Annotated in this window: 18 protein-coding genes and 3 pseudogenes; 14 read left to right on the top strand and 7 right to left on the bottom strand. The window is 65.2% G+C overall.

The genetic code is table 11. From position 1 onward, the window contains the following. The first annotated feature begins 70 nt into the window (after window positions 1–70). Genes BLV92_RS26765 through BLV92_RS26790 form a run of 6 tightly spaced genes read left to right on the top strand, consistent with a single transcriptional unit; the run spans window position 71 to window position 7,329 of the window. Window positions 71–1,102: an ABC transporter ATP-binding protein gene (locus BLV92_RS26765; protein ID WP_090551030.1), complete on the top strand. Its 1,032-nt coding sequence runs from the start codon at window positions 71–73 to the stop codon at window positions 1,100–1,102. Then, window positions 1,099–2,226: an ABC transporter ATP-binding protein gene (locus BLV92_RS26770; RefSeq protein ID WP_090551032.1), complete on the top strand. Its 1,128-nt coding sequence runs from the start codon at window positions 1,099–1,101 to the stop codon at window positions 2,224–2,226. The genes BLV92_RS26765 and BLV92_RS26770 overlap by 4 nt, the downstream gene beginning before the upstream one ends. 44 nt (window positions 2,227–2,270) lie before the next feature. Beyond that, a complete protein-coding gene (locus BLV92_RS26775) occupies window positions 2,271–3,785 on the top strand; it encodes an ABC transporter substrate-binding protein (protein ID WP_090551035.1) in 1,515 nt (504 codons plus the stop codon). A 4-nt stretch (window positions 3,786–3,789) separates the two neighbouring features. Further along, the gene (locus tag BLV92_RS26780) at window positions 3,790–4,734 is read left to right on the top strand and encodes an ABC transporter permease (protein WP_090551037.1); all 945 of its coding nucleotides are present in this window, start codon (window positions 3,790–3,792) and stop codon (window positions 4,732–4,734) included. Further along, window positions 4,734–5,633 (top strand): ABC transporter permease, encoded by a 900-nt coding sequence (locus tag BLV92_RS26785; RefSeq protein WP_090551040.1) that lies wholly within the window; start codon window positions 4,734–4,736, stop codon window positions 5,631–5,633. Before BLV92_RS26780 ends, BLV92_RS26785 begins: the two co-directional genes overlap by 1 nt. A 55-nt stretch (window positions 5,634–5,688) precedes the next feature. After that, entirely contained in the window at window positions 5,689–7,329 is a 1,641-nt protein-coding gene (locus tag BLV92_RS26790) for a gamma-glutamyltransferase family protein (protein WP_090551044.1), read from the top strand. Between the two features lie 125 nt (window positions 7,330–7,454). Here BLV92_RS26790 and BLV92_RS26795 read toward each other — a convergent pair whose 3' ends face one another. After that, entirely contained in the window at window positions 7,455–7,763 is a 309-nt protein-coding gene (locus BLV92_RS26795; RefSeq protein WP_090551047.1) for a hypothetical protein, read from the bottom strand. Window positions 7,764–8,032: 269 nt separating this feature from the next. Beyond that, window positions 8,033–9,133 (bottom strand): annotated as a pseudogene (locus tag BLV92_RS26800) (IS3 family transposase). Between the two features lie 763 nt (window positions 9,134–9,896). Between BLV92_RS26800 and BLV92_RS26805 the strand changes: the two are divergent. The 7 genes from BLV92_RS26805 (at window position 9,897) to BLV92_RS26830 (ending at window position 16,139) form a co-directional block, all read left to right on the top strand. Next, window positions 9,897–11,021, top strand: coding sequence for an AAA family ATPase (locus BLV92_RS26805; RefSeq protein ID WP_090551048.1), 1,125 nt, complete (start codon window positions 9,897–9,899; stop codon window positions 11,019–11,021). Next, window positions 11,018–11,662, top strand: a complete 645-nt coding sequence (locus tag BLV92_RS26810; RefSeq protein WP_090551051.1) for a DUF4276 family protein — start codon at window positions 11,018–11,020, stop codon at window positions 11,660–11,662. Before BLV92_RS26805 ends, BLV92_RS26810 begins: the two co-directional genes overlap by 4 nt. Window positions 11,663–12,067: 405 nt before the next feature. Continuing rightward, the gene (locus BLV92_RS31820; protein ID WP_044020269.1) at window positions 12,068–12,316 is read left to right on the top strand and encodes a hypothetical protein; all 249 of its coding nucleotides are present in this window, start codon (window positions 12,068–12,070) and stop codon (window positions 12,314–12,316) included. Between the two features lie 107 nt (window positions 12,317–12,423). Beyond that, a complete protein-coding gene (locus tag BLV92_RS26815; protein ID WP_006047327.1) occupies window positions 12,424–12,735 on the top strand; it encodes a hypothetical protein in 312 nt (103 codons plus the stop codon). Window positions 12,736–13,845: 1,110 nt separating this feature from the next. Beyond that, on the top strand, window positions 13,846–14,418 hold the full coding sequence (locus tag BLV92_RS26820; RefSeq protein WP_090551053.1) for a TetR/AcrR family transcriptional regulator: 573 nt from the start codon (window positions 13,846–13,848) through the stop codon (window positions 14,416–14,418). An 81-nt stretch (window positions 14,419–14,499) separates the two neighbouring features. Then, the gene (locus BLV92_RS26825) at window positions 14,500–15,366 is read left to right on the top strand and encodes an oxidoreductase (RefSeq protein ID WP_090551056.1); all 867 of its coding nucleotides are present in this window, start codon (window positions 14,500–14,502) and stop codon (window positions 15,364–15,366) included. Window positions 15,367–15,443: 77 nt separating this feature from the next. Further along, window positions 15,444–16,139, top strand: coding sequence for an NAD-dependent epimerase/dehydratase family protein (locus BLV92_RS26830; RefSeq protein ID WP_090551499.1), 696 nt, complete (start codon window positions 15,444–15,446; stop codon window positions 16,137–16,139). 67 nt (window positions 16,140–16,206) lie between these two features. On the opposite strand, the gene BLV92_RS32970 is transcribed toward BLV92_RS26830, so the two are convergent. Beyond that, window positions 16,207–17,415, bottom strand: a complete 1,209-nt coding sequence (locus BLV92_RS32970) for a GGDEF domain-containing protein (protein ID WP_280141503.1) — start codon at window positions 17,413–17,415, stop codon at window positions 16,207–16,209. A 321-nt stretch (window positions 17,416–17,736) separates the two neighbouring features. Here BLV92_RS32970 and BLV92_RS26840 point away from each other — a divergent pair, with 321 nt between their 5' ends. Next, window positions 17,737–18,123 carry a DUF3022 domain-containing protein gene (locus tag BLV92_RS26840; RefSeq protein WP_090551503.1) on the top strand — a complete coding sequence of 129 codons (387 nt, stop codon included), beginning with the start codon at window positions 17,737–17,739 and terminating at the stop codon, window positions 18,121–18,123. Window positions 18,124–18,152: 29 nt separating this feature from the next. Here BLV92_RS26840 and BLV92_RS26845 read toward each other — a convergent pair whose 3' ends face one another. The 4 genes and pseudogenes from BLV92_RS26845 to BLV92_RS32240 all read right to left on the bottom strand — a co-directional run. Next, window positions 18,153–18,347, bottom strand: a complete 195-nt coding sequence (locus BLV92_RS26845; RefSeq protein WP_244283925.1) for an alpha/beta fold hydrolase — start codon at window positions 18,345–18,347, stop codon at window positions 18,153–18,155. Continuing rightward, window positions 18,340–18,441, bottom strand: a pseudogene (locus tag BLV92_RS32765) (LysR family transcriptional regulator); the annotation flags it as partial. The gene BLV92_RS26845 and the pseudogene BLV92_RS32765, both read right to left, overlap by 8 nt. Window positions 18,442–18,608: 167 nt before the next feature. Further along, window positions 18,609–19,907 (bottom strand): shikimate transporter, encoded by a 1,299-nt coding sequence (gene shiA, locus BLV92_RS26855; protein WP_090551062.1) that lies wholly within the window; start codon window positions 19,905–19,907, stop codon window positions 18,609–18,611. 96 nt (window positions 19,908–20,003) lie between these two features. Continuing rightward, a pseudogene (locus BLV92_RS32240) lies at window positions 20,004–20,445 on the bottom strand (DUF190 domain-containing protein); the annotation flags it as partial.

A 20,445-nucleotide genomic window follows, 5' to 3' on the forward strand; every position in this document is an offset into this window, starting at 1 on the left:
TTCGATAATCGGGTTCCCGAAGCCGACCAGGCCCCGCCCGGATGACGATTTCGAAGTGGAGTTCCCCCGCATGAGCCCCGCCACGCGCCGCCCCGTGCTGACCGTCGAACGGTTCTCGCTGAAGTTCTCGCGCGCGGCCGACCTGCCGAACCTCGTGGACGACGTGTCGTTCGCGGTTCACGAAGGCGAGACGCTGTGCATCGTCGGCGAGTCCGGCTGCGGCAAGAGCGTCACGTCGCTGTCGCTGATGGGGCTGCTGCCGAGCCCGCCCGCGATCCGCGTGTCCGGCGTCGCGCGTTTCGACGAACGCGACCTGTTCAGGCTGACCGAACGCGAACTCGCGGACCTGCGCGGCAACCGGCTGTCGATGATCTTCCAGGAGCCGATGACGTCGCTGAACCCGGCGTACACGGTCGGCGAGCAGATCGCGGAAACGATCCGCCGCCATCGCGACGTGACGCGCGCCGCCGCGCGCGCCGAGGCGCTCGACATGATGAAGCGCGTGCGGATTCCCGCTCCCGAGGCGCGGCTCGACATGTATCCGCACGAACTGTCCGGCGGCATGCGCCAGCGCGTGATGATCGCGATGGCGCTCGCGAACCGCCCGCGCCTGCTGATCGCGGACGAGCCGACGACCGCGCTCGACGTGACGATCCAGGCGCAGGTGCTCGCGCTGATCCGCAACCTCCAGGCGGAGACCGGCACCGCGATGGTGTTGATTACGCACGACCTCGGCGTCGTCGCGGAAGTCGCGGACCACGTCGCGGTGATGTACGCGGGCCGCATCGTCGAATACGGCACCGCGCGCGAGCTGTTCGACGATCCGCAGCATCCGTACACGATCGGGCTGATGGGCGCGATTCCGTCGACCGGCAAACGCGAAGGCGCGCTCGCGACGATCGCGGGCGCGGTGCCGTCGCCGGAGCGGATGCCGCGCGGCTGCCGCTTCGCGCCGCGCTGCCCGTTCGCCGCGCCCCGCTGCGTCGACGAAGCGCCGCCGCAGCGGCCGGTCGGCGACGCAACGGATACGCATCGCGTCGCGTGCTGGTACGCGCCGGTCGAACTCCATGCGCGCGACGCCGCGCAACAGGCGGCCGCATGAACCAGCCGCTTGCCCTGCCCGCGTCGTCCGCCGAGACCGCGCCGACTCCAGCGGCCGCGCCGGTCGTCGTCGAAGCGCGCGCGCTGACGAAACGCTTCGGCGGCGAGCGCCATCTGTTCGCGCGCACGCCGCTCGTCCACGCGGTCAACGACGTGTCGTTCGCGGTCCGCCAGCGCGAGACCTTCGCGATCGTCGGCGAGTCCGGCTGCGGCAAGTCCACGCTCGGCCGCCTGCTGCTGCGCCTGATCGAGCCGACCGACGGCCGCGTGCTGTTTCGCGGCAAGGACATCACGCACCTGTCCGGCGAACCGCTGCGCCGGCTGCGGCGCGACATGCAGATCATCTTCCAGGACCCGTTCGCGTCGCTGAATCCCGGCATGACCGTCGAGCAGATCGTCGGCGAGCCGATCGCGCTGCACGGCCTCGCGCGCGGCGCGGAGAAACGCGAGCGCGTCGCGCAGCTGCTGCGCACGGTCGGCCTGCAACCCGCGTATGCGGACCGTTATCCGCACGAGTTCTCCGGCGGCCAGCGGCAGCGTATCGGCATCGCGCGCGCGCTCGCCGGCGAGCCGACGCTGATCGTCGGCGACGAGCCGGTGTCCGCGCTCGACGTGTCGGTGCAGGCGCAGGTCATCAATCTGCTCGAACAGTTGAAGGCGCAACTGGGCCTCACGCTCGTGATGATCTCGCACGACCTCGCGGTGATCCGCCATATGAGCGACCGCGTCGTCGTGATGTATCTCGGCGAGATCGTCGAGCACGCGCGCGTGGACGACCTGTTCGACACGCCGCTGCATCCGTACACCCAGGCGCTGCTGCGCGCGGTGCCCGCGAGCCGGCCCGATGCGCGCCGCGAACGCGCGACGCTGACCGGCGACCTGCCGAGCCCGACCGCGCCGCCGCCCGGCTGCCGCTTCCATCCACGCTGCCCGCACGCGAAGCCGCTGTGCCGCGAAGCGCGCCCGCCGACCGAGACGCTGCCCGCAGGCCGCCAGGTCGCGTGCCACTTCTGGCGCGAGATCCAGCACGCCGGCAGCGGCGCGCCGCTGGCCGCAAGCCCCGGTGCGAAGCTCGCCGAACGGCTCGCGCTGTATCGCGAGCGGCAGGCCGGCCCCGCACGATGACCCGATACCCCGCCTCCCGAATCCGCCCACGAAGGAAACCCCGCATGCGAACCCTGATGATCGCCGCCGCCGTCACGATCGGCGCCGCCGCCACGACCCCCGCGTTCGCGCAGGCGCCCGCGCAGACGCTGCGCATCGGCCTGCAGGAGGACGTCGGCTCGCTCGACCCGGCGCGCAGCGCGCAGGTCGTCGACCGGATCGTGTTCGCGTCGCTGTGCAACGCGCTCGTCGACATCGGCCCGGACCTGAAGTTCGTGCCGATGCTCGCGACCTCGTGGACCACCAGCGCGGACGGCAAGACGCTGACGTTCAAGCTGCGCCAGGGCGTGAAGTTCCAGGACGGCGAGCCGTTCAACGCGGCGGCCGTGAAAGCGAACCTCGACCGCTACCGCACGCTGCCGACCAGCAACCGCAAGAGCGAACTCGCGTCGGTCGATCACGTGGACGTCGTCGATCCGTACACCGTCGCGATCGCGCTGAAGGCGCCGGACGCCGCGCTGCTCGCGACGCTGTCCGACCGCGCCGGGATGATGCTCGCGCCGAACACGCTGGCCGACGCGGCCGGCGTCGCGACGCATCCGGTCTGCTCCGGTCCGTACAAATTCGTGCAGCGCGTGCAGAACGACCGCATCGTGCTGGAGAAATTCGACGGCTACTGGGACGCCGCGCATTACCCGGTGCAGCGCGTGATCTTCCAGCCGATCCCGGACAGCACCGTGCGGCTCGCGAACCTGCGCGCCGGCTCGCTCGACATGCTGGAGCGGCTCGCGCCGTCCGACGTGAACGCGGTCCGCCAGGACGCGAACCTGACCTTCGTGTCGCTGAGCGGCCTCGGTTTCTACAACGTGACGTTCAACGTCGGCAACGGCCCGCGCGGCAACACTCCGCTGAAGGACAAGCGCGTGCGCCAGGCGTTCGAACTCGCGATCGACCGCGACGCGATCAACCAGGTGATCGGCGCGGGCATCTTCGTGCCGGCCAACCAGGCGCTGCCGAAGTCGAGCCCGTATTACGACGCCGCGCTGCCGTTCACGCATCGCGACGTCGCGAAGGCGAAGGCGCTGCTGAAGGCCGCCGGCCACGAGCATCTGGACGTCGAGTTCACGTTCGGCAACAACACCGTCGCGAGCCAGATCGCGCAGATGCTCCAAGCGATGCTGTCGGAAGCTGGCATCAACCTGAAGCTGCGCCCGACCGATTACGCAGCGGCGCTGAACGCCGCGCACAACGGCGACTTCGAGGCGATGTTCCTCGGCTGGTCGGGCCGCGTCGATCCGGACGGCAACCTGCACCAGTTCAACACCTGCGCGGGCAACCTGAACTACGGCCACTACTGCAACGCGGACGTGGACCGGCTGCTGAACGACGCGCGCGTGAAGCCCGACGTCGCCACGCGCAAGCCGTTGTACGACGCCGCCGCGAAGGTGCTCGCGGACGACGACCCGATCGTCTACCTGTACGCGCAGCCGTGGCCGTTCGCGCTGTCGAAGAAAGTGCAGGGCTTCACGCCGTATCCGGACGGGCTGATCCGGCTGCGCGGCGTCAGCGTGAAGGGCTGACGCCATGCTGCGCGTGTTCGCGAACCGTCTGCTGGTGGCCGTGCCGACGCTGATCCTCGTGTCGATGCTGATCTTCGGGCTGCAGAAGCTGCTGCCCGGCGACCCGGTGCTCGCGATGGCCGGCGAGGAGCAGGACGCGCAGGTGATCGCGACGCTGCGCGCGAAGTATCACCTCGACGAGCCGGTGCCGGTGCAATACCTGCTGTGGGTGCGCGACGTCGCGCACGGCGACCTCGGCGCGTCGCTGCGCACCGACGTGCCGGTCACGACGCTGATCGCGCAGAAGCTGCCGGTCACGCTGCAACTCGCGGTGATGGCGATGGTGTTCGCGCTCGGCATCGGCATTCCGGCCGGCATCGTGTCGGCCGCGCATCGCGGCAGCGCGCTCGACTACGGCGCGAACGTGCTCGCGCTGTCCGGCATGTCGATCCCGAACTTCTGGCTCGGCATCATGCTGATCTTCATCGTGTCGGTGCGCTGGCACCTGCTGCCGTCGTCCGGCTACGTGCCGCCGACCGACGACCTGTGGCTGTCGATCAAGACCATGCTGATGCCCGCGTTCGTGCTCGGCGCGGCGCTCGGCGCGCAACTGATGCGCCATACGCGCAGCGCGATGCTGTCCGTGCTGCGCGCCGACTACATCCGCACCGCGCGCGCGAAAGGCCTGCTGCGCGGCACGGTGATCGTGCGGCACGCGTTTCGCAACGCGCTGATCCCCATCGTCACCGTGCTCGCGCTGCTGTTCGGCGAACTGCTCGCCGGCGCGGTGCTGACCGAGCAGGTGTTCACGATTCCGGGCTTCGGCAAGCTCGTCGTCGATGCGGTGTTCAACCGCGACTACGCCGTCGTGCAAGGCGTCGTGCTCGTCACCGCGCTGTCGTTCATCGTCGTGAACCTCGCCGCCGACGTGCTGTACATCCTGCTCAATCCCCGCCTGAGGCGCAGTTGATGGCTACTCCCTCCACTCCTCTTGCGCCGCGCCCCGCTTCGCCGGCCGACAGCGAAGCGCCGCCGCGCCGACGCCGGCGCGGCCTCGCCCGCTTCCTGCGCAACCGCGCCGCCGTGGCCGGCGCGATCATCGTGCTGCTCGTGATCGCGGCCGCGCTGCTCGCGCCGTGGCTGTCGCCGTACGACCCCGTGCAGGCGAGTTTCATGACCGTGCGCCAGGCGCCGTCCGCCGCGCACTGGTTCGGCACCGACGAACTCGGCCGCGACGTGCTCACGCGGCTTTTGTGGGGGGCGCGCGCGTCGTTGCTCGCGGGCGTCGTGTCGGTCGGCATCGCCGTCGCGATCGGCGTGCCGCTCGGGCTCGCGGCCGGGTATTTCGGCGGCCTCGTCGACGGCGTCGTGTCGCGACTCGCGGACGCGCTGCTGTCGATCCCGTTCCTGATCCTCGCGATCGCGCTCGCCGCGTTTCTCGGCCCGAGCCTGACGAACGCGATGGCCGCGATCGGCATCTCCGCGATGCCGCGTTTCGTGCGCCTGACGCGCGCGCAGGCCATCAGCGTGAAGGCCGAGGAATACGTCGAGGGCGCGCGCGCGATCGGCCTCGGCCACTACCGGATCGTCGTGCGCTACGTGCTGCCGAACGTGCTGCCGCCGATCATCGTGCAGGCGAGCCTCACCGTCGCGATGGCGATCATCGCGGAAGCCAGCCTGTCGTTTCTCGGCCTCGGCCAGCTGCCGCCCGCGCCGTCGTGGGGCTCCATGCTGAACACCGCGAAGGACTTCGTGAGCCAGGCGCCGTGGATGTCGATTTTCCCCGGCATCGCGATTTTCGTCGCCGTGCTCGGCTTCAACCTGCTCGGCGACGGCCTGCGCGACGCGCTCGATCCGCGCGAGTCGTGACGCCCGGCTCCCGCGCCGCCCGTACACTTTCCCCTTTCGCATTTTCAAAAACACCATGACCCGCTTCGACTGGCAGAACCCCTACCCGACACCGCGTCTGCCGGTGTTCGCGCGCAACGTCGTTTCGACCTCGCACCCGCTTGCCGCGCAGGCCGGCCTGCGGATGCTGTGGAAAGGCGGCAACGCCATCGACGCCGCCCTCGCCGCCGCCGCCGCGATCACCGTCGTCGAGCCGGTGTCGTGCGGCCTCGGCGGCGACGCGTTCGCGCTCGTGTGGGACGGCGCGAAGCTGCACGGCCTGAACGCGTCCGGCGTCGCGCCCGCCGCGTGGAACGTCGACTATTTTCGCCGCCGCCACGGCGAGGACGCGAACGGCATCGCGAAGCAGCCCGTGCGCGGCTGGGACGCCGTGACCGTGCCCGGCGTGATCGCCGGCTGGGAGGCGCTGCACGCGAAGTTCGGCACGCTGCCGTTCGCGGACCTGCTGGAGCCGGCCATCGAGATCGCCGAGCGCGGCCATGCGCTCGCGAGCGTCGTCGCGCGCAAGTGGGCCGCCGCCGTTCCCGAACTGCGCAACCAGCCCGGTTTCGCGGACACGTTCATGCCGAACGGCCGCGCGCCCGAGGTGAGCGAACTCGTGCGCCTGCCCGGCCACGCCAGAACGCTGCGCCTGCTCGCCGAGCACGGCCCGCGCGCGTACTACGAAGGCGAGATCGCCGAGCGCATCGCCGCGTTCGCGCGCGAAGGCGGCGGCGCGATGACCGCCGACGACCTGCGCCACTACCGCGCGGACTGGGTCGAGCCGATCGGACAGGACTACCGCGGCTACACCGTCCACGAGATTCCGCCGAACGGTCAGGGGATCGCCGCGCTGATCGCGCTCGGCATTCTCGAACACTTCGACCTCGGCGCGCTGCCGCTCGACGGCGTCGAGTCACAGCATCTGCAGATCGAGGCGATGAAGCTCGCGTTCGCGGACGTGTACCGCTACGTCGCGGACCCGCGCTCGATGGACGTGACGCCCGAACAGATGCTCGACCCTGCGTACCTGGCGCAGCGCGCGAAGCTGATCGACCCGCGCCGTGCGACCCACTTCGGCTTCGGGATGCCGAAGGCCGGCGGCACGATCTACCTGTCCGCGGCCGACGAACGCGGGATGATGGTCAGCTTCATCCAGTCGAATTACATGGGCTTCGGGTCGGGCGTCGTCGTGCCGGGAATGGGAATCGCGTTGCAGAACCGCGGCTGCGGTTTTTCGATGGACCCGCGCTCGCCGAATGTCGTCGAGGGCGGCAAGCGGCCGTTCCACACGATCATTCCCGCGTTCCTCACGCAGCGCGTCGAAGGCCGCCAGGAAGCGGTGATGAGTTTCGGCGTGATGGGCGGCGACATGCAGCCCCAGGGGCATCTGCAGACCGTCGTGCGGATGCTCGATTACGGGCAGCAGCCGCAGGCCGCGTGCGACGCGCCGCGCTGGAAGGTGAACCGCGACTTCACGCTGGACGTCGAGGCGACGCTCGATGCGGACTGCGCGAAGGCGCTCGCGGAATGCGGGCATACGATCAAGTCGATCGACGATCCGTATATGGATTTTGGATCGGGGCAATTTGTCTGGCGGCTCGATCGTGACGAGCCGGAGCGGGGATATGTTGCGGCCAGCGATAGCCGGAGGGATGGATTGGCCGCGGGGTTTTGAAGTCGGGAAGCGCTTTGGGAGAAATGAAAAGCCGCTGTCCGTGAGGGCAGCGGCTTTTCTTGCGACGGCTGGTGAACGAGGGTTTGCTCGTTTTGTGCTTGCGCGTCGGGCGTGACTAATTGCTGTTATTTGCCGGCCGGCGACACGGTGCTTGGGGTTGCCAGCGTGTTGTTGACCCCGTAAGCGCTGGCATTGGGCGTCGAGCCGGTGTTCGTGGTTTGCTGCAGGCCCGGGTTCGCGGACCCGGCGCTCGTGCCGCTGTCCGAGTTGCTGGCGCCAGGCGTGCCGTAGCCGCTCGTTGCAGTGGCCGGCGACACGGCGGCGGGCGACACGACGCTCGGGGTTGCCAGCGTGTTGTGGCTCTGCGCGTAGACCCCGCCCGACAGCGCGAGTGCGGCGACAGCCGCGATTAATGTGCTGCTTGCCTTGCTCATGATCTGCTCCTCCTAGATTGGACTGGAATTTTGATTTAAACGAAGCGAATTACAAGCGTAGGAAAGCGGGCGCTGATAATTAAGCGCATTGCGCGCAAGGGTTAGTTTCGCTTTTCGGAATGGCGTGTCATGGGTGCTGCGCCTCAAATCTGAAGCTGGTGGGGTTTGGTATTGCGTGGTGAATGCCCAGGATGGAAGAAGCGAACGTCACTTCCGGGTCGATCAGTGCCTCATGCAAATGGTGACCTGCGGCGGGATTTTGTAGCCAGTCAGGCAGTGAGTCGCATGTCGATATTATCGGACTCCAGCCAGGCTCGACGGACCGTGGCTGGAGGTTGGTAACGATGAGCGCTATGTGGCCGCCTCTCGTTGTAGAACTGACGCCATTGCTCGATGAGCATTTTCGCCTCGACGCGGCTGCGGAACCATTCGCGATTCAGCAGTTCGTCGCGCAGTTTGCCGTTGAAGCTTTCGACGAAGCCATTCTGCCAAGGGCTGCCCGGCGCGATGAAGGCCGGGCCAATCGAGGCGTCACGCAGCCAGCGCATGACCCCGGGCGGCGGTAAATTCCGCGCCGTTGTCCGACCGGATGAATGCCGGCTTTCCATACAGCCGCATCAGCCTCGACAGCACCAGAATCACGTCCTGCGAACGCAGGCTGGCACCGACCTCGATTGCCAGGCATTCCCGGGTGTACTCGTCGATCACGCACAGCATCTTCAAGACACGGCCGTCGACCAGTTGATCGTGGACGAAGTCGTAACTCCAGACCGAATTTGGCTTTGTCGCGCCAGGCAGGCGGATATCGCTGCCGCAACGTCGTCGACGCGGCCGTCGCTTCGGGATGTTCAGCTTCAGCGCACGCCACATCCGGCGCACGCGCGATTCGCCCAGCGACAGCCACGCCGAGATACGGCGATACCCAAAGCGCGGCACTTCCTGGGACGCCGCGATCAACTGCTCCCCCAGAAGCCGGTCTTTCTCCGGCTGTCTGGGCGTATAGGCCGGCACCCGGCGACTCAGCCCCAGGTAACGACATGCCTTGCGTTGTGACACCCCCCGGCGGGTCAGGACTTCCAGCGCTTCGCGCCGGCCCGTCGGGGTGCTCATTTTTTTCGGCTGAACTCCTTCAGCCCGTCGATCACCAGCAGTTGCTCGGCAATCAGGCGTTTGAGCCGATCGTTTTCCGATTCCAGTTCTTTGAGACGCCGGGCCTCGGCGACATCCATGCCGCCGAACCTGTTTCGCCAGCGGTAGAACGTCTGTTCCGTGATGTTGTGCCGTTTGCACAGATCCTTCACCGCCTCCTCGCGGCTCTCGGCTTCCCGCAGGATGCGGATGATCTGTTCGTCGGTGTGGCGCTTCTTCATCAAGTTCTCCTTGCCTCTAGGATAAGAGAACTCACTTGCCGTTTGGCTACATGATCCGTCAGGTCAGTCAACCTATGAGCCCCCGCCAAGGTCCGTTCCTGGCCGAACTGAGTCCGACGGCGACCGGCTCGGATCGACCCGTTTCTGCCGTCCAAGCTCATGCGCTCCGTCCGGCCACTCTCGGGTGTGCAGCCGCCATTCGTTCACGCGGAGTTACTCGCCGCTTGTCGGCCAGAGTCGTCCAAAATACTGCGATCCAGATATTCGAGATACGGACCATCTGGGACGTCCAGCGCTTTCGTTCTCCCGATTCAACCATCCAAACCTGTTCTTGCACGGTGGCCATCAGTTGCGAGCCTGGAAGGCGGCTGGCGACCAGCGACCATCGCGGACAGCAGCATAGCAGCCGCGCAAAGTACTCACTTGCTGACCTCTCATGATAGATTAGGCCCCGTCGGGGCAGGAACGATAGGACGGTTTGCATATTCAGACGGGGCTCTGTATGGCACGGCATACTGTGCCTAGGAGCCTGCCGGACTCTCGCTAGCGACGAGGACTTGCTTAAATATTGAGCAAATCTTGCGCACTGGAGAGGCAAAGCCGTCTTTGCGGCATCGCTATGGCCCTAACTTTCAACTCGTAACGTCTCGGTATAGGCCAAGTCCGATACGCTTCCCTAGAAGAACGCCGTTCGCTCGTGTTGAAAATGCTTCAGATCAAACTGGAACTCCTGCAATGTATATCCTTTACGGAGAAAGCTTGAATGACCGCCCCGAATCCCTCTAAGACCAATCGAATCCGGTCGGTCACGATCGAGGGTTTTCGTAGTCTTCGAAATATCGAAAATCTTGAGCTCCCGCAGCTAGCAGTGTTGATTGGTGCCAACGGTTCAGGAAAATCCACACTGATTCGATTCTTTGAAATGTTGAGCTGGATGCTCAAATCAGAGAAGTTGCAGGAATTCGTAGTGCGACACGGTGGTGGTGACGATCAGTTGTTCATGGGATCTCGTAAGACACCGCGCATTCACGCAGAGATCCGGCTCGAGACAGCGGCAGGCAGCAACGATTTTCGTTTCGATCTGACGCATCTGTCGGCAGGCGACACACTGATGGTGATGAACGAGGCCTATCGCTTTGCGCCGTTGGGTCTTGCGAGCGGAGCCAAGTGGACCGAGTTGGTTGAAATCGGGAAGGAATCTAAACTGCCCGATCAAAAAAGCAAGACAGCAAAGACCATTTGCAACCTACTTCGCCAGTGCTCGACCTATCAATTTCATGATACATCTGCGAATGCATCGATTCACAATCGATGGGATGTGACTGAATCGTTTCGACTTCGTTCGGATGGTGGCAACCTAGCCGCAGTGCTCCTCGACTTGCAAACCACGGATTCTAAGCGTTACCACCTAATCACACGGCAGATTCAACGAGTACTTCCAACCTTCAAGGAGTTTGTGCTGGAGCCAGAAGCGGGTAAGGTTTTGCTCCGCTGGTTGGGTAAAAACAGTGACAAGATCTTTGGTTCGCACCTGACATCTGATGGGTCGTTACGCCTGTTCTGCTTATTGACGCTACTCAACCTACCTACCAATCGCCTGCCAGACGTGATGTTTTTCGACGAGCCCGAGCTCGGCCTGCATCCTCACGCGATCACTTTGGTCGCGGAAATGCTGAAGCGCCTATCGAAGACACGTCAAATTTTCATCGCCACGCAATCGCCCTATATGGTGGACTGCTTTGACTTGGAAAACATCATCGTTGCCAGTGCTAACGACGGCGAGACGGTGCTACGCAATCTTCCGCGTGAGAAATACCAAGAATGGTTGGATGACGAATACCAGCTCTCCGATATCTGGTTGAAGGAGACCGTCGGAGGGGCGGGATGATTCGAGTCTGCATCGTTTGCGAAGGACAGACGGAAGTTGAGTTTGTCAATAGTTGCCTTAACCCCTACCTTATCGGTAGTAATGTGGACGCGTATCCGAGCCTGTTGCGCGCTCCGTCAGGAAACCATCGAGGCGGCCGCGTCACCGTGGAGCGTCTGGTGAGATTCATCTCGCACGAGTATCACGCCACAGATCGAATAACCACGTTGGTCGATTTTTACGGATTTCAAGACAGGCAGGGTCGTAATCGCACCCTTTTGGAAGCCGACATTCGTGCGGCAATCGCAGCCAGAACTACGGGCTATGATCCGCGATTTGTACTTCCTTATGTGCAGATGCATGAGTTTGAGGGCCTTTTATTCACGGACCCGACTGCCTTTGAATGGGTAGAAGACGGTTGGAGCAACGAGGCAAAAGAGGCGTTGACTGCTGTGGTGCAGGCATTTCCAAGCCCTGAATCCATCAACAACAGTCCGGAAACCGCACCCTCCAAACGCATTTTGGGGATTTTTCCGGCAGGCACTTATTCGAAAACAGAGCATGGACCGCTGATTGCCGAGGCCATTGGTATCGATGCAATTCGAGAAAAATGTCCTGCCTTTAACGAATGGATTGGACATCTTCAAGCGTGGGGACTGTAGCCTGAATGCTGAAGACCTCGTTGATCATCCTGACGAACATGCCGATCCCGGATCTGAGCGCCGGATATGAAGGACTGAACGGCGCGGGTGACACGTTTCGGTGGTAAGCCGCCGTTCGAATGTCACGGTGACGGAGGTGGCGAATGGCAACTATTGGCCGCATCCCGACCGACGATGTCGTCTTGGCCACTCGGCTCCGCAGGGATGTCGCTGTCCGACCCAAACCGGTCCTCCGCAGCCTGGCGGACCGGACGGCGGCTATCGACCGCTGAGCGGTCATCCGTTGGCTGATCCTGGCGACTGGCTAACATCACGAACCGCCCGCGATTCTGCATACCTGCAAACGGTCATTCGAGATGGGGCATCATTGATGCTTCATCGACTATACCGGCCGAAGACTAACCGATGACCGCTGACGACATCAACGCTGGATGCGCGCAACTGTTCGATATTTGGTGCGAACGCCGCTCTGCACGCCCTTTACGGCATCTACTGAGCGCATGGCCGCTAACCAACGGGTTGACGGACGACTGGGGTAACCTCTACGAAGCCTTACGCGGACTCCGAGCAAACTGTCGAGAGGATATCTCGGAAGCCGAACTGGTCCACGTTGAAGACCTGATTCGCGCCATCGCGGCCTTCCTTCAGCAATGAGCGGCGACCGTCACCCCGCTCCACCGGAATCACAAGCCACGTTTATCGCGGAGCTGCAATCTCGCTATGCTGAGACCGGCCCGGGTCGACTTGTTTCGGAAGCTGACATGGAGCGCTGGACCGAGATCGTCGGAGCGACAAGGCGTGACGCATATGACGTGCTAGCTCGGCATCTCGCGATCGGCTTTCACAAAGGTCAATTCTCCTTCGGGTTTTGCGACGCGCTCGCGATCGCCGTAGTCGGCTTTGTGTATGACGATTTCATCTCACTGGGCGAGGAATCGTGGCCCTCGTTCTTTAATGAAGTCTATCTAGCCTTTGACGCAGGTGAGGTCGGTCAACCTGGCACGGATGCGGTTGAGGCCTTTGCGCGCCCCATGATTGCGAAAATCGTTGAAGATTTGGCCGATGACGCTTGAATGTCGCGGCCGAGATTCCGGCGAGCGGCCGCTTTCAGGCTACTACCGTCGCCAGAACGCCCGAGAGAGGTTTCCCGCGACCGTCCCATGATGGCCGACTAGCGCCCGACGGCCGAACGGGTCGATCACCGTGCGCGCGACCGTTCATGCATCTGGCATCAAACGACTCATAAGAGACGGTCGGCTTTCTCGAAAGCTGACGTTCGGAGTCGATTTTGAATCATAATCCGAAGGAGCAAACAGGCAGTCGCCCCCCATACTTGATGATAATTCCACGACCATCCACAATCATCTTTCGATACATCATCCCTAGCCTTGTCGCTCTTTACGGCGCTATCGGCGCATTGGTGGGGAAGATTATCCTGGTCGGGCGTATCCCGGGCGATCAGACCATATTTCGTCACTCAGCCGTATATCCTGCTGCGCTTTCTTGCATTGCTATGGCGCTATGCCTATCAAGTTCCACATATGACCAGAGATCACGCATGCACAAGCTGCGCTTCTGGTTCTTATGTGCTGCTCTTATCTTTATGGGCGTTGCAGTTTGGCTTTCAAGCGAGAAATAGCGCAACTCACAGCGGACGCTCATCCACGAATGTGTACGTTACACACCCCGAGCGAATTGGTCACCGTTGGAGCCAATCATCGGGATTGATGCCGTAAGCGTGATGGCACTCGTCGTATGCCTCTTCGAGTGAGGCATACCAATGATCCGAGGTCGGAAATGACGCTTCTACGGATTCGTACCGCATCAGCAAAAAGCTTCCGTCGTTAAGCTGTTCGATCTCGACCTTCCTGGTCGTGCCTTGGCTTGTGCCTCGGCCATCAAGGGAGGTCCGTGTCGGTGCCCAAATACGCATAGGTAGCTCGCGTCCGTTGAACGTAGTGTTTGGAAGGCCGTCAATCATGGCCGTTAGCTTGCGTTCAATTGGAATTGTCAACGAATTAGGGGCGAATGTCGAATGTCCCTTCATGGCCGTTCTCTGCCTTCCCCTCAATACAACATCCGCCTAACGACGGTCTCCCCTCTGTCGCCAATCTCTCCCTTGCACAATCCCCCACCCCAACCTAAAATGAGCAGCCACTCATTCATTCCCCGAAGCTAAAAGCATGGCCCGCCCCAAAAGCGACGACAAACGCAACGCCATCCTCGCCGCCGCCGCCCGCGTGATCGCCGAGCAAGGCGGCAGCGCGACCACCGCGCGCATCGCGAAGGAAGCGCGCGTCGCGGAGGGCACGCTGTTCACGTACTTCGCGAACAAGGACGACCTGCTGAACCAGCTCTATCTCGACCTGAAAAGCGGCCTGCGCGACGTGATGCTGCACGGTTACCCCCTCGACGCCCCCCTGCGCGAGCGCGCCCATCACGCGTGGAACGCCTACGTCGACTGGGGCATCTCGCGCCCCGCCGAGCGCCGCGCGATGGCGCGGCTCACGCTGTCCGAGCGCATCACCGACGCCAGCCGCAAGACCGGCAGCGACGCATTCGCGCCGATCAGCGCCGCCATCCAGGAGGCCGCCGCGCTCGGCAAGCTGCGCGACTATCCGGCGCCGTTCGTCGGCGCGATCATGAATTCGCTGGCCGAAACGACGATGGACTTCGTCGCACACTACCCCGACGACGCAGACCGCTATCGCGCCGCCGGCTTCGAAGCATTCTGGAACGCGATCGCCGGCGGCTGAACGCCGGTTTTTTCACGTGCCAATATTGAGCGATTACTTGCTCATTTTTATAACCGTCATTCGATTTCAAGGAGTCTCAGCATGTCTCAAGTCTGGCTCATCACCGGCAGCGCGGGCGGCCTCGGCCGCGACATCGCGGAAGCGGCGCTCGCGGCCGGCCATCGCGTGATCGCGAGCGCGCGCGACCCGCACGCGCTCGCCCCGCTCGTCCAACGCTACGGCGAACAGCAGGTGCGCGCGGTCGCACTCGACGTGACCGACGCCGACGCGGCGCACGCGGCCGTCCGCACGGCGACCGACGCGTTCGGCCGGCTCGACGTCGTCGTGAACAACGCGGGTTACGGCCACGTCGCGGCGTTCGAGGAAGCTGCCCCGGACGATTTCCGCGCGCAGATCGACACGAACTTCTACGGGGTAGTCAACGTGACGCGCGCGGCGCTGCCGGTGCTGCGCGCGCAGCGCTCGGGCCACCTCTTCCAGATCTCGTCGGTCGGCGGGCGCATCGGCACGCCGGGGCTGGCCGCGTATCAGGCGGCGAAGTGGGCGGTCGGCGGCTTCAGCGAGGTGATCGCGCGCGAGGTCGCGCCGTTCGGGGTGAAGGTCTGCGTGATCGAGCCGGGCGGCATGCGCACGAACTGGGGTACCCGCGCGCGCGGCTCGGTCACCCGGCCGATGGCCGATTACGAGCCGAGCGTCGGCGTGCTGCTCGACATGCTGACGCAGTACGTCGGCAACGAAGCCAGCGATCCGGCGAAGGTCGCGCAGGTGATCCTGCGACTCGCCGCGCACGACGCGCCGCCGATGCATCTGCTGATGGGCAGCGATGCGGTCCATTACGCGGGCGAAGGCGACGCGGCGCGTGCGGCGGAAGGCGCGCGCTGGCGCGCGGTCAGCGAATCGACCGACTTCGCGCACGCCGCGCCGATCCCGCCGTTCCCGGCCAACTAAGCGCCGGCCGCCGGCGCACGAAGCCGGGCCGCCGTTCCATCCGGAGGGGCGGCCCCGATCAAGGACGATTGAAAATGATGAACGTGCTGTTGTTCGGCGCGACCGGGATGGTCGGCCAGGGCGTGCTGCGCGAATGCCTGCTCGCGGACGACGTCGCGCGCGTGGTGACGATCGGCCGTCGCGCGAGCGGCGTCCAGCATCCGAAGCTGCGCGAGATCGTGCAGTCCGACCTGCTCGACTACCGCGCGCTCGAAGACGAGCTGCGCGACATCGACGCCTGTTTCTTCTGCCTCGGCATGTCGTCGATCGGCAAGGACGAGGCCGACTACGTGCGCGTCACGTTCGACATCACGCTCGCGGCCGCGCGGGCGCTGGTCCGCGCGAATCCGCGCGCGAAGTTCGTGTACGTGTCGGGCGCGGGTGCGGACAGCACTGGCGGCGGCCCGCGGATGTGGGCGCGCGTGCGCGGCCGCACGGAGAACGCGCTGCTCGCGATGCCGTTCGCGAGCGTCTGCGTGTTCCGGCCGGGGGTGATCCAGCCGCTTTACGGCGCACGCTCGAAAACGCCGCTTTACCACCTGTTCTACGTCGCGTTCGCGCCGCTCTTTCCGCTGTTGAGGCTGCTGATACCGAAGCAGGTCTCATCGACCGCATCGATCGGCAAGGCGATGCTGGAGATCGCGCGTCATGGCGCGCCCAAGGCGATCCTCGACACGCCGGACATCAACGAAGTCGCGAACGGCGCGATGAACGGCGACGTGCGCGCCGCGTGACGGCGCATGCGTCGTCGCGCGATCGGCTACGTCGCGCGGCCCGTGGCGGGCAACGCAGCGTCGGTCGTCACGCGGTGACGCCCGACGGATTCAGGTCGCCGTAATCTTCCGGCGGCGTCCATGCGGGCGCGCGCTCTGCCGCAGCCGCGCGCTCCTTGCGGTTGCGCTTCGCCTCGTACATCGCGGCGTCGGCGGAGCCGAGCACGGTGTCGATCGCGTTGCCCTCGGCGGTCACCGACGCATAACCGATGCTCGCGCCGATCTTCACCGTCACGTTCGGCGCGAGGTCGAACGGCCGCTCGATCTCGGCGTTCATGCACGCGGCGAAGCGCGATGCGTCGCTGCCGGCCGGCGCGTCGCCGACGATCACGAACTCGTCGCCGCCCATCCGTGCGACGAGCGCGTTCGGTCCGGCCAGGTCCTTCAGGCGCGTGGCGACTTCGACCAGCAGCCGGTCGCCGAATTCGTGGCCGTACGCGTCGTTCACCGCCTTGAAGCCGTCGAGGTCCAGGTAATAGAGCGGCATGCCCGCGCGAATCCGCGCGGCCCTCGCCGGCTGCGGACGCGCGGCCAGGAACAGCCCTTCGCGGTTCAGCAGGCCGGTGAGCCCGTCGTGGCTCGCGCGGCGGTCGTGCTCGCGTTCGGACTCCATCGTCGAGATCAGCATGCCGTTCAGCCGCCACGCGGCCGCGCTCATCGCGAACAGATAGAACGGAATCTGCACGAGCGTGAGCCACAGCACCGGCTCGCCGGCGACGATCGCGCCGACGCAGCACGGCCCGAGCGACAGGAAAATCATCACCGCGACGAGCCGCGGCGCGGCGAAGTTGCGAAAGCAGATGCCGCCGACCATCGCGGCCGCGGACAGGAACGACAGCGTCGACGCAATCCAGTCGCCGCTGAACGCGCTGACGAGCGCGCCGTAGCCGACCGTCGCGCCCCACAGCGGCGCGAGCAGCACATGCGCGTCGGTCAGCGTGGGCTTGCCGTACCGCGCGCGCCGATGCGCGAGGATCAGCACGACGAGGCGCAGCAGGCAGACGATGATCTCGGCGGCGAGCCACGCCTGGAACGGCAGCGTCGGATGGCGGTGCTCCAGCACCGCCGCCACCGCGATCGTATTGAACACGCCGCCGAGAAAGATCGGCAGCGTGCCGAACAGCGTGGACGCGAGCGCGACGCGGATTTCGTGCGGCGTGTCGCGCCCGGGGTACAGCAGCCAGTTGGCCAGCCGGCCCCTAGGTAACGTGAATGTCGTCTTGATGCCTTCCGCCACTTGAACACCTGCGAGTGACCTCACGCGACGGCGCGGACCATCGGTGCGGTTGCTGCACGAAACGATTTAGCGGCCGGCACGTACCGTGTCGCCGGTCCGTCGATTCGACATCGCGGACCGGCGCTTGCACGCCGCTGGACAGCGGTCGGCAAAACCGGGGGCGCCGGGAAACCTGACGTCGCCGCCATGAAGCAGCGTCAAGACAGGCTATTCAGGTTATCGGTATCCACGCGAGGAAACTTGAGGGTTTGCGGGCAGCGTGCCGCTCGCGGAACGTCGCTTGCTGCATCGCAGGAATCCTTGTTCATCATCGGAGCCGACATGACGACGACAGGAATCGACCTGCGGCAGCGCATCGAGGAAATCCAGCTCGCGCTCGCGAGCCTGTTCGAAACGCCGAAGACGCCCGCGTCGAGCAGCTACGACGAAGGCGACATCGTTTATCTGCAACTGTCGTGGGTCGTCGAATCGACGCGCGACACCACGCTCGACGCGCGCTGCGTCGTGACGCTGCGCCTGCGTCGCGAGCAGGTCGAGCGTTACGCCGCGCTCGAAACGGCGAAGCGTCTGACCGTGCAGGAACGTCTGCGGATGGTCGTGCGGCGACGCTTCGAGGAAGAGCAGGACCCTCCCGCACTGCAAAGGGCATGCTCGATCGAACTCGCGGTGGACGACGCGCTGTTCGACGTGCCGGACGATCCGTATTGACCCGTTCGTTGCGCTGCGGCACGCGCCATTCAACGTAGATGCGCGATCACTGCATCCGCGACTGCATCGGGCGCTTCGCGCGGCGGAGCTTCGCGCGGCGGAAAGTGTCCGGCATCGTCGAGCACAATGCGCCGATAACCGCCGGTGAAGCACGACTGCTGCCCTTCCGACGAAGCGGGTTCGTCACACAGATCCGCGCCGCCCTGGATCATCAGCGTCGGCACGTCGGGCCGCGAGATCGACGAGGTTGTTGTGCGTGAGCAGCCGCAGTTCGACGAACGGATGCGTGTGCCGGAAGCGCCGCAGCCGCGGCATTATCGCGGTGCTGTGGCCGCCGTCGCGCGAGCCGGTGGTGCCCGCCGTGTTCCACGCGCGCGAGGTCGCCGACGCGAAACCGGACGATGCGGTGATTGCCGGGGCGGCGCGCATCGTCGCCGAAACGTTCGGAAGGTTCTGATCGGAAAAATGCGCGACGGCCGCGGGGGTCAGTCTTTTCGCATCAGAAACGCGACGACGAACGAGATCGCGCAGCCGCCGGCGAGATAGGCGGCGACCGGATGCCACGAGCCGTGCGAGAAGCCGACCAGCGCGGCCGCGATGAACGGCGTGAAGCCGCCGCCGACGACACTCGCGACCTGGTAGCCGACGCCCGCGCCGCTGTAGCGGTACTCCGCGCCGAACTGCGCGGTGAACAGCGGCTGCTGGACCGCGACGACCATGTCGTGCGCGACGTTCGCGAGCATCACCGCGAACACGACGATCCAGAAGGTCGAGCGCGCCTCCATCGCGATGAAGAACGGCACCGCGCTCGCCACGCCGATGAACGCGCCGACCAGATACACGCGGCGCAGCCCGAAGCGGTCGGCCGCGTGCGCGAACAGCGGAATCGTCACGCAACTGACCGCGCCGACGACGAGCCCGATGTTCAGGAACAGTTCGCGGTTCATCCCGAGGTTCTGCGTCGAATAGCTGAGCGCGAACGCGGTGACGATGTACATCGTCAGCAGTTCCGCGAGCCGCAGCGCGATGATGAGCAGGAACGCGCCCGGATGCCGCTTCAGCGCCTCGATCACCGGAATCCGCACGCGCTCGCGTTGCTCCTTCACCGCGGACACGAACTCGGCCGAGTCCTGCATCCCCGAGCGCACCCACAGCCCGACCAGCACGAGCACCACGCTGAACAGGAACGGAATGCGCCAGCCCCACGACTTGAACGCGGCGTTGTCGAGCGTCGCGCTCAGCAGCGACACGAAGCCGGTCGTCAGGATCAGCGCGACGCCGTAGCCGACCTGCACGCCGCTGCTGTAGAACGCCTTGCGGCCGGCCGGCGCGTTCTCGACCGCGATCAGCGCCGCGCCGCCCCACTCGCCGCCGACCGCGAAACCCTGGATCGCGCGCAGCGTGACGAGCAGCACCGGCGCCCACCAGCCGATCGACGCGAACGTCGGCAGCAGGCCGATCGCGGTGGTCGCGAGGCCCATCATCACGATCGTCAGCACGAGCATCTTCTTGCGGCCGATGCGATCGCCGTAGTGGCCGAACACGATGCCGCCGAGCGGACGGAACAGGAAACCGACGCCGAACGTCGCGAACGCGACGATCGTGCCCATCGCGGGGCTCACGTTCGGGAAGAACTCGGAGTTGAACACGAGCGCGGCGACGATGCCGTACAGCAGGAAGTCGTACCAGTCGACGACCGCGCCGATGAAACTGCCGGTCGCCGCGCGACGCGCGTGCTTCGCTGCGGCCGGGTTGGCCGTCGGGGGAGCCTGTACGGCGCTCATGCGTGGGTGTCTCCGTCTGTTGTGAACCGGCCGCCGGGGTCCGGATGCCGGCGCGGCCGATGCGAACGGCCGCGCGGCCGCCCGATGAGGCGGCGATTATCGCATAGGGATGCGGGCCGCGCCGACGTGGGCCGGGACGTCGAAAGCCGCAAGCAAGGGTATGGATTTCGCCGCGCGCGGCGGTTTTTCTGCCGTGCTTTCCGGCGTTTTTTGCTGTGGCCGCTGTGACTGCCATGACGCGACGATGCACGCCGCACAGCCCGACCCGTTGCCGGAACGCGACTCATCGCGCCCGCCTCGCAGCCGGTTCGCGAGATCGCGATGCGCGCGTTCGTCGCCGAGCACGCCGAACTCGATTCGCGCGCTCATATAGAACACGGGCACGCCGGCCGCGCGCACTGCATCGAGCAACGCGGCCGCCTGCGCTTCCGTGACCGCGAAGACGATCTGCATCGGCTGATTCGCCGTCGAGAACGCATGCGGCACGTGATGCGCGCCCGCATGGCCGAAGCCTTCCGAACAGCCGATCACCGTCGCG

The sequence above is a fragment of the Paraburkholderia caballeronis genome, assembly GCF_900104845.1.
Classification (GTDB): domain Bacteria; phylum Pseudomonadota; class Gammaproteobacteria; order Burkholderiales; family Burkholderiaceae; genus Paraburkholderia; species Paraburkholderia caballeronis.

What these genes read in the sequence shown, in the direction of transcription:
- BLV92_RS26840 (WP_090551503.1), top strand. Translation starts at nt 17,737, where the DNA reads ATGACGACGACAGGAATCGACCTGCGGCAGCGCATCGAGGAAATCCAG.
- BLV92_RS26765 (WP_090551030.1), top strand. Translation starts at nt 71, where the DNA reads ATGAGCCCCGCCACGCGCCGCCCCGTGCTGACCGTCGAACGGTTCTCG.
- BLV92_RS26830 (WP_090551499.1), top strand. Translation starts at nt 15,444, where the DNA reads ATGAACGTGCTGTTGTTCGGCGCGACCGGGATGGTCGGCCAGGGCGTG.
- BLV92_RS26810 (WP_090551051.1), top strand. Translation starts at nt 11,018, where the DNA reads ATGATTCGAGTCTGCATCGTTTGCGAAGGACAGACGGAAGTTGAGTTT.
- BLV92_RS26780 (WP_090551037.1), top strand. Translation starts at nt 3,790, where the DNA reads ATGCTGCGCGTGTTCGCGAACCGTCTGCTGGTGGCCGTGCCGACGCTG.
- BLV92_RS26825 (WP_090551056.1), top strand. Translation starts at nt 14,500, where the DNA reads ATGTCTCAAGTCTGGCTCATCACCGGCAGCGCGGGCGGCCTCGGCCGC.
- BLV92_RS26785 (WP_090551040.1), top strand. Translation starts at nt 4,734, where the DNA reads ATGGCTACTCCCTCCACTCCTCTTGCGCCGCGCCCCGCTTCGCCGGCC.
- BLV92_RS26820 (WP_090551053.1), top strand. Translation starts at nt 13,846, where the DNA reads ATGGCCCGCCCCAAAAGCGACGACAAACGCAACGCCATCCTCGCCGCC.
- BLV92_RS26770 (WP_090551032.1), top strand. Translation starts at nt 1,099, where the DNA reads ATGAACCAGCCGCTTGCCCTGCCCGCGTCGTCCGCCGAGACCGCGCCG.
- BLV92_RS26775 (WP_090551035.1), top strand. Translation starts at nt 2,271, where the DNA reads ATGCGAACCCTGATGATCGCCGCCGCCGTCACGATCGGCGCCGCCGCC.
- BLV92_RS26815 (WP_006047327.1), top strand. Translation starts at nt 12,424, where the DNA reads ATGGAGCGCTGGACCGAGATCGTCGGAGCGACAAGGCGTGACGCATAT.
- BLV92_RS26790 (WP_090551044.1), top strand. Translation starts at nt 5,689, where the DNA reads ATGACCCGCTTCGACTGGCAGAACCCCTACCCGACACCGCGTCTGCCG.
- BLV92_RS26795 (WP_090551047.1), bottom strand. Translation starts at nt 7,763, where the DNA reads ATGAGCAAGGCAAGCAGCACATTAATCGCGGCTGTCGCCGCACTCGCG.
- BLV92_RS26805 (WP_090551048.1), top strand. Translation starts at nt 9,897, where the DNA reads ATGACCGCCCCGAATCCCTCTAAGACCAATCGAATCCGGTCGGTCACG.
- BLV92_RS31820 (WP_044020269.1), top strand. Translation starts at nt 12,068, where the DNA reads ATGACCGCTGACGACATCAACGCTGGATGCGCGCAACTGTTCGATATT.
- shiA (WP_090551062.1), bottom strand. Translation starts at nt 19,907, where the DNA reads ATGAGCGCCGTACAGGCTCCCCCGACGGCCAACCCGGCCGCAGCGAAG.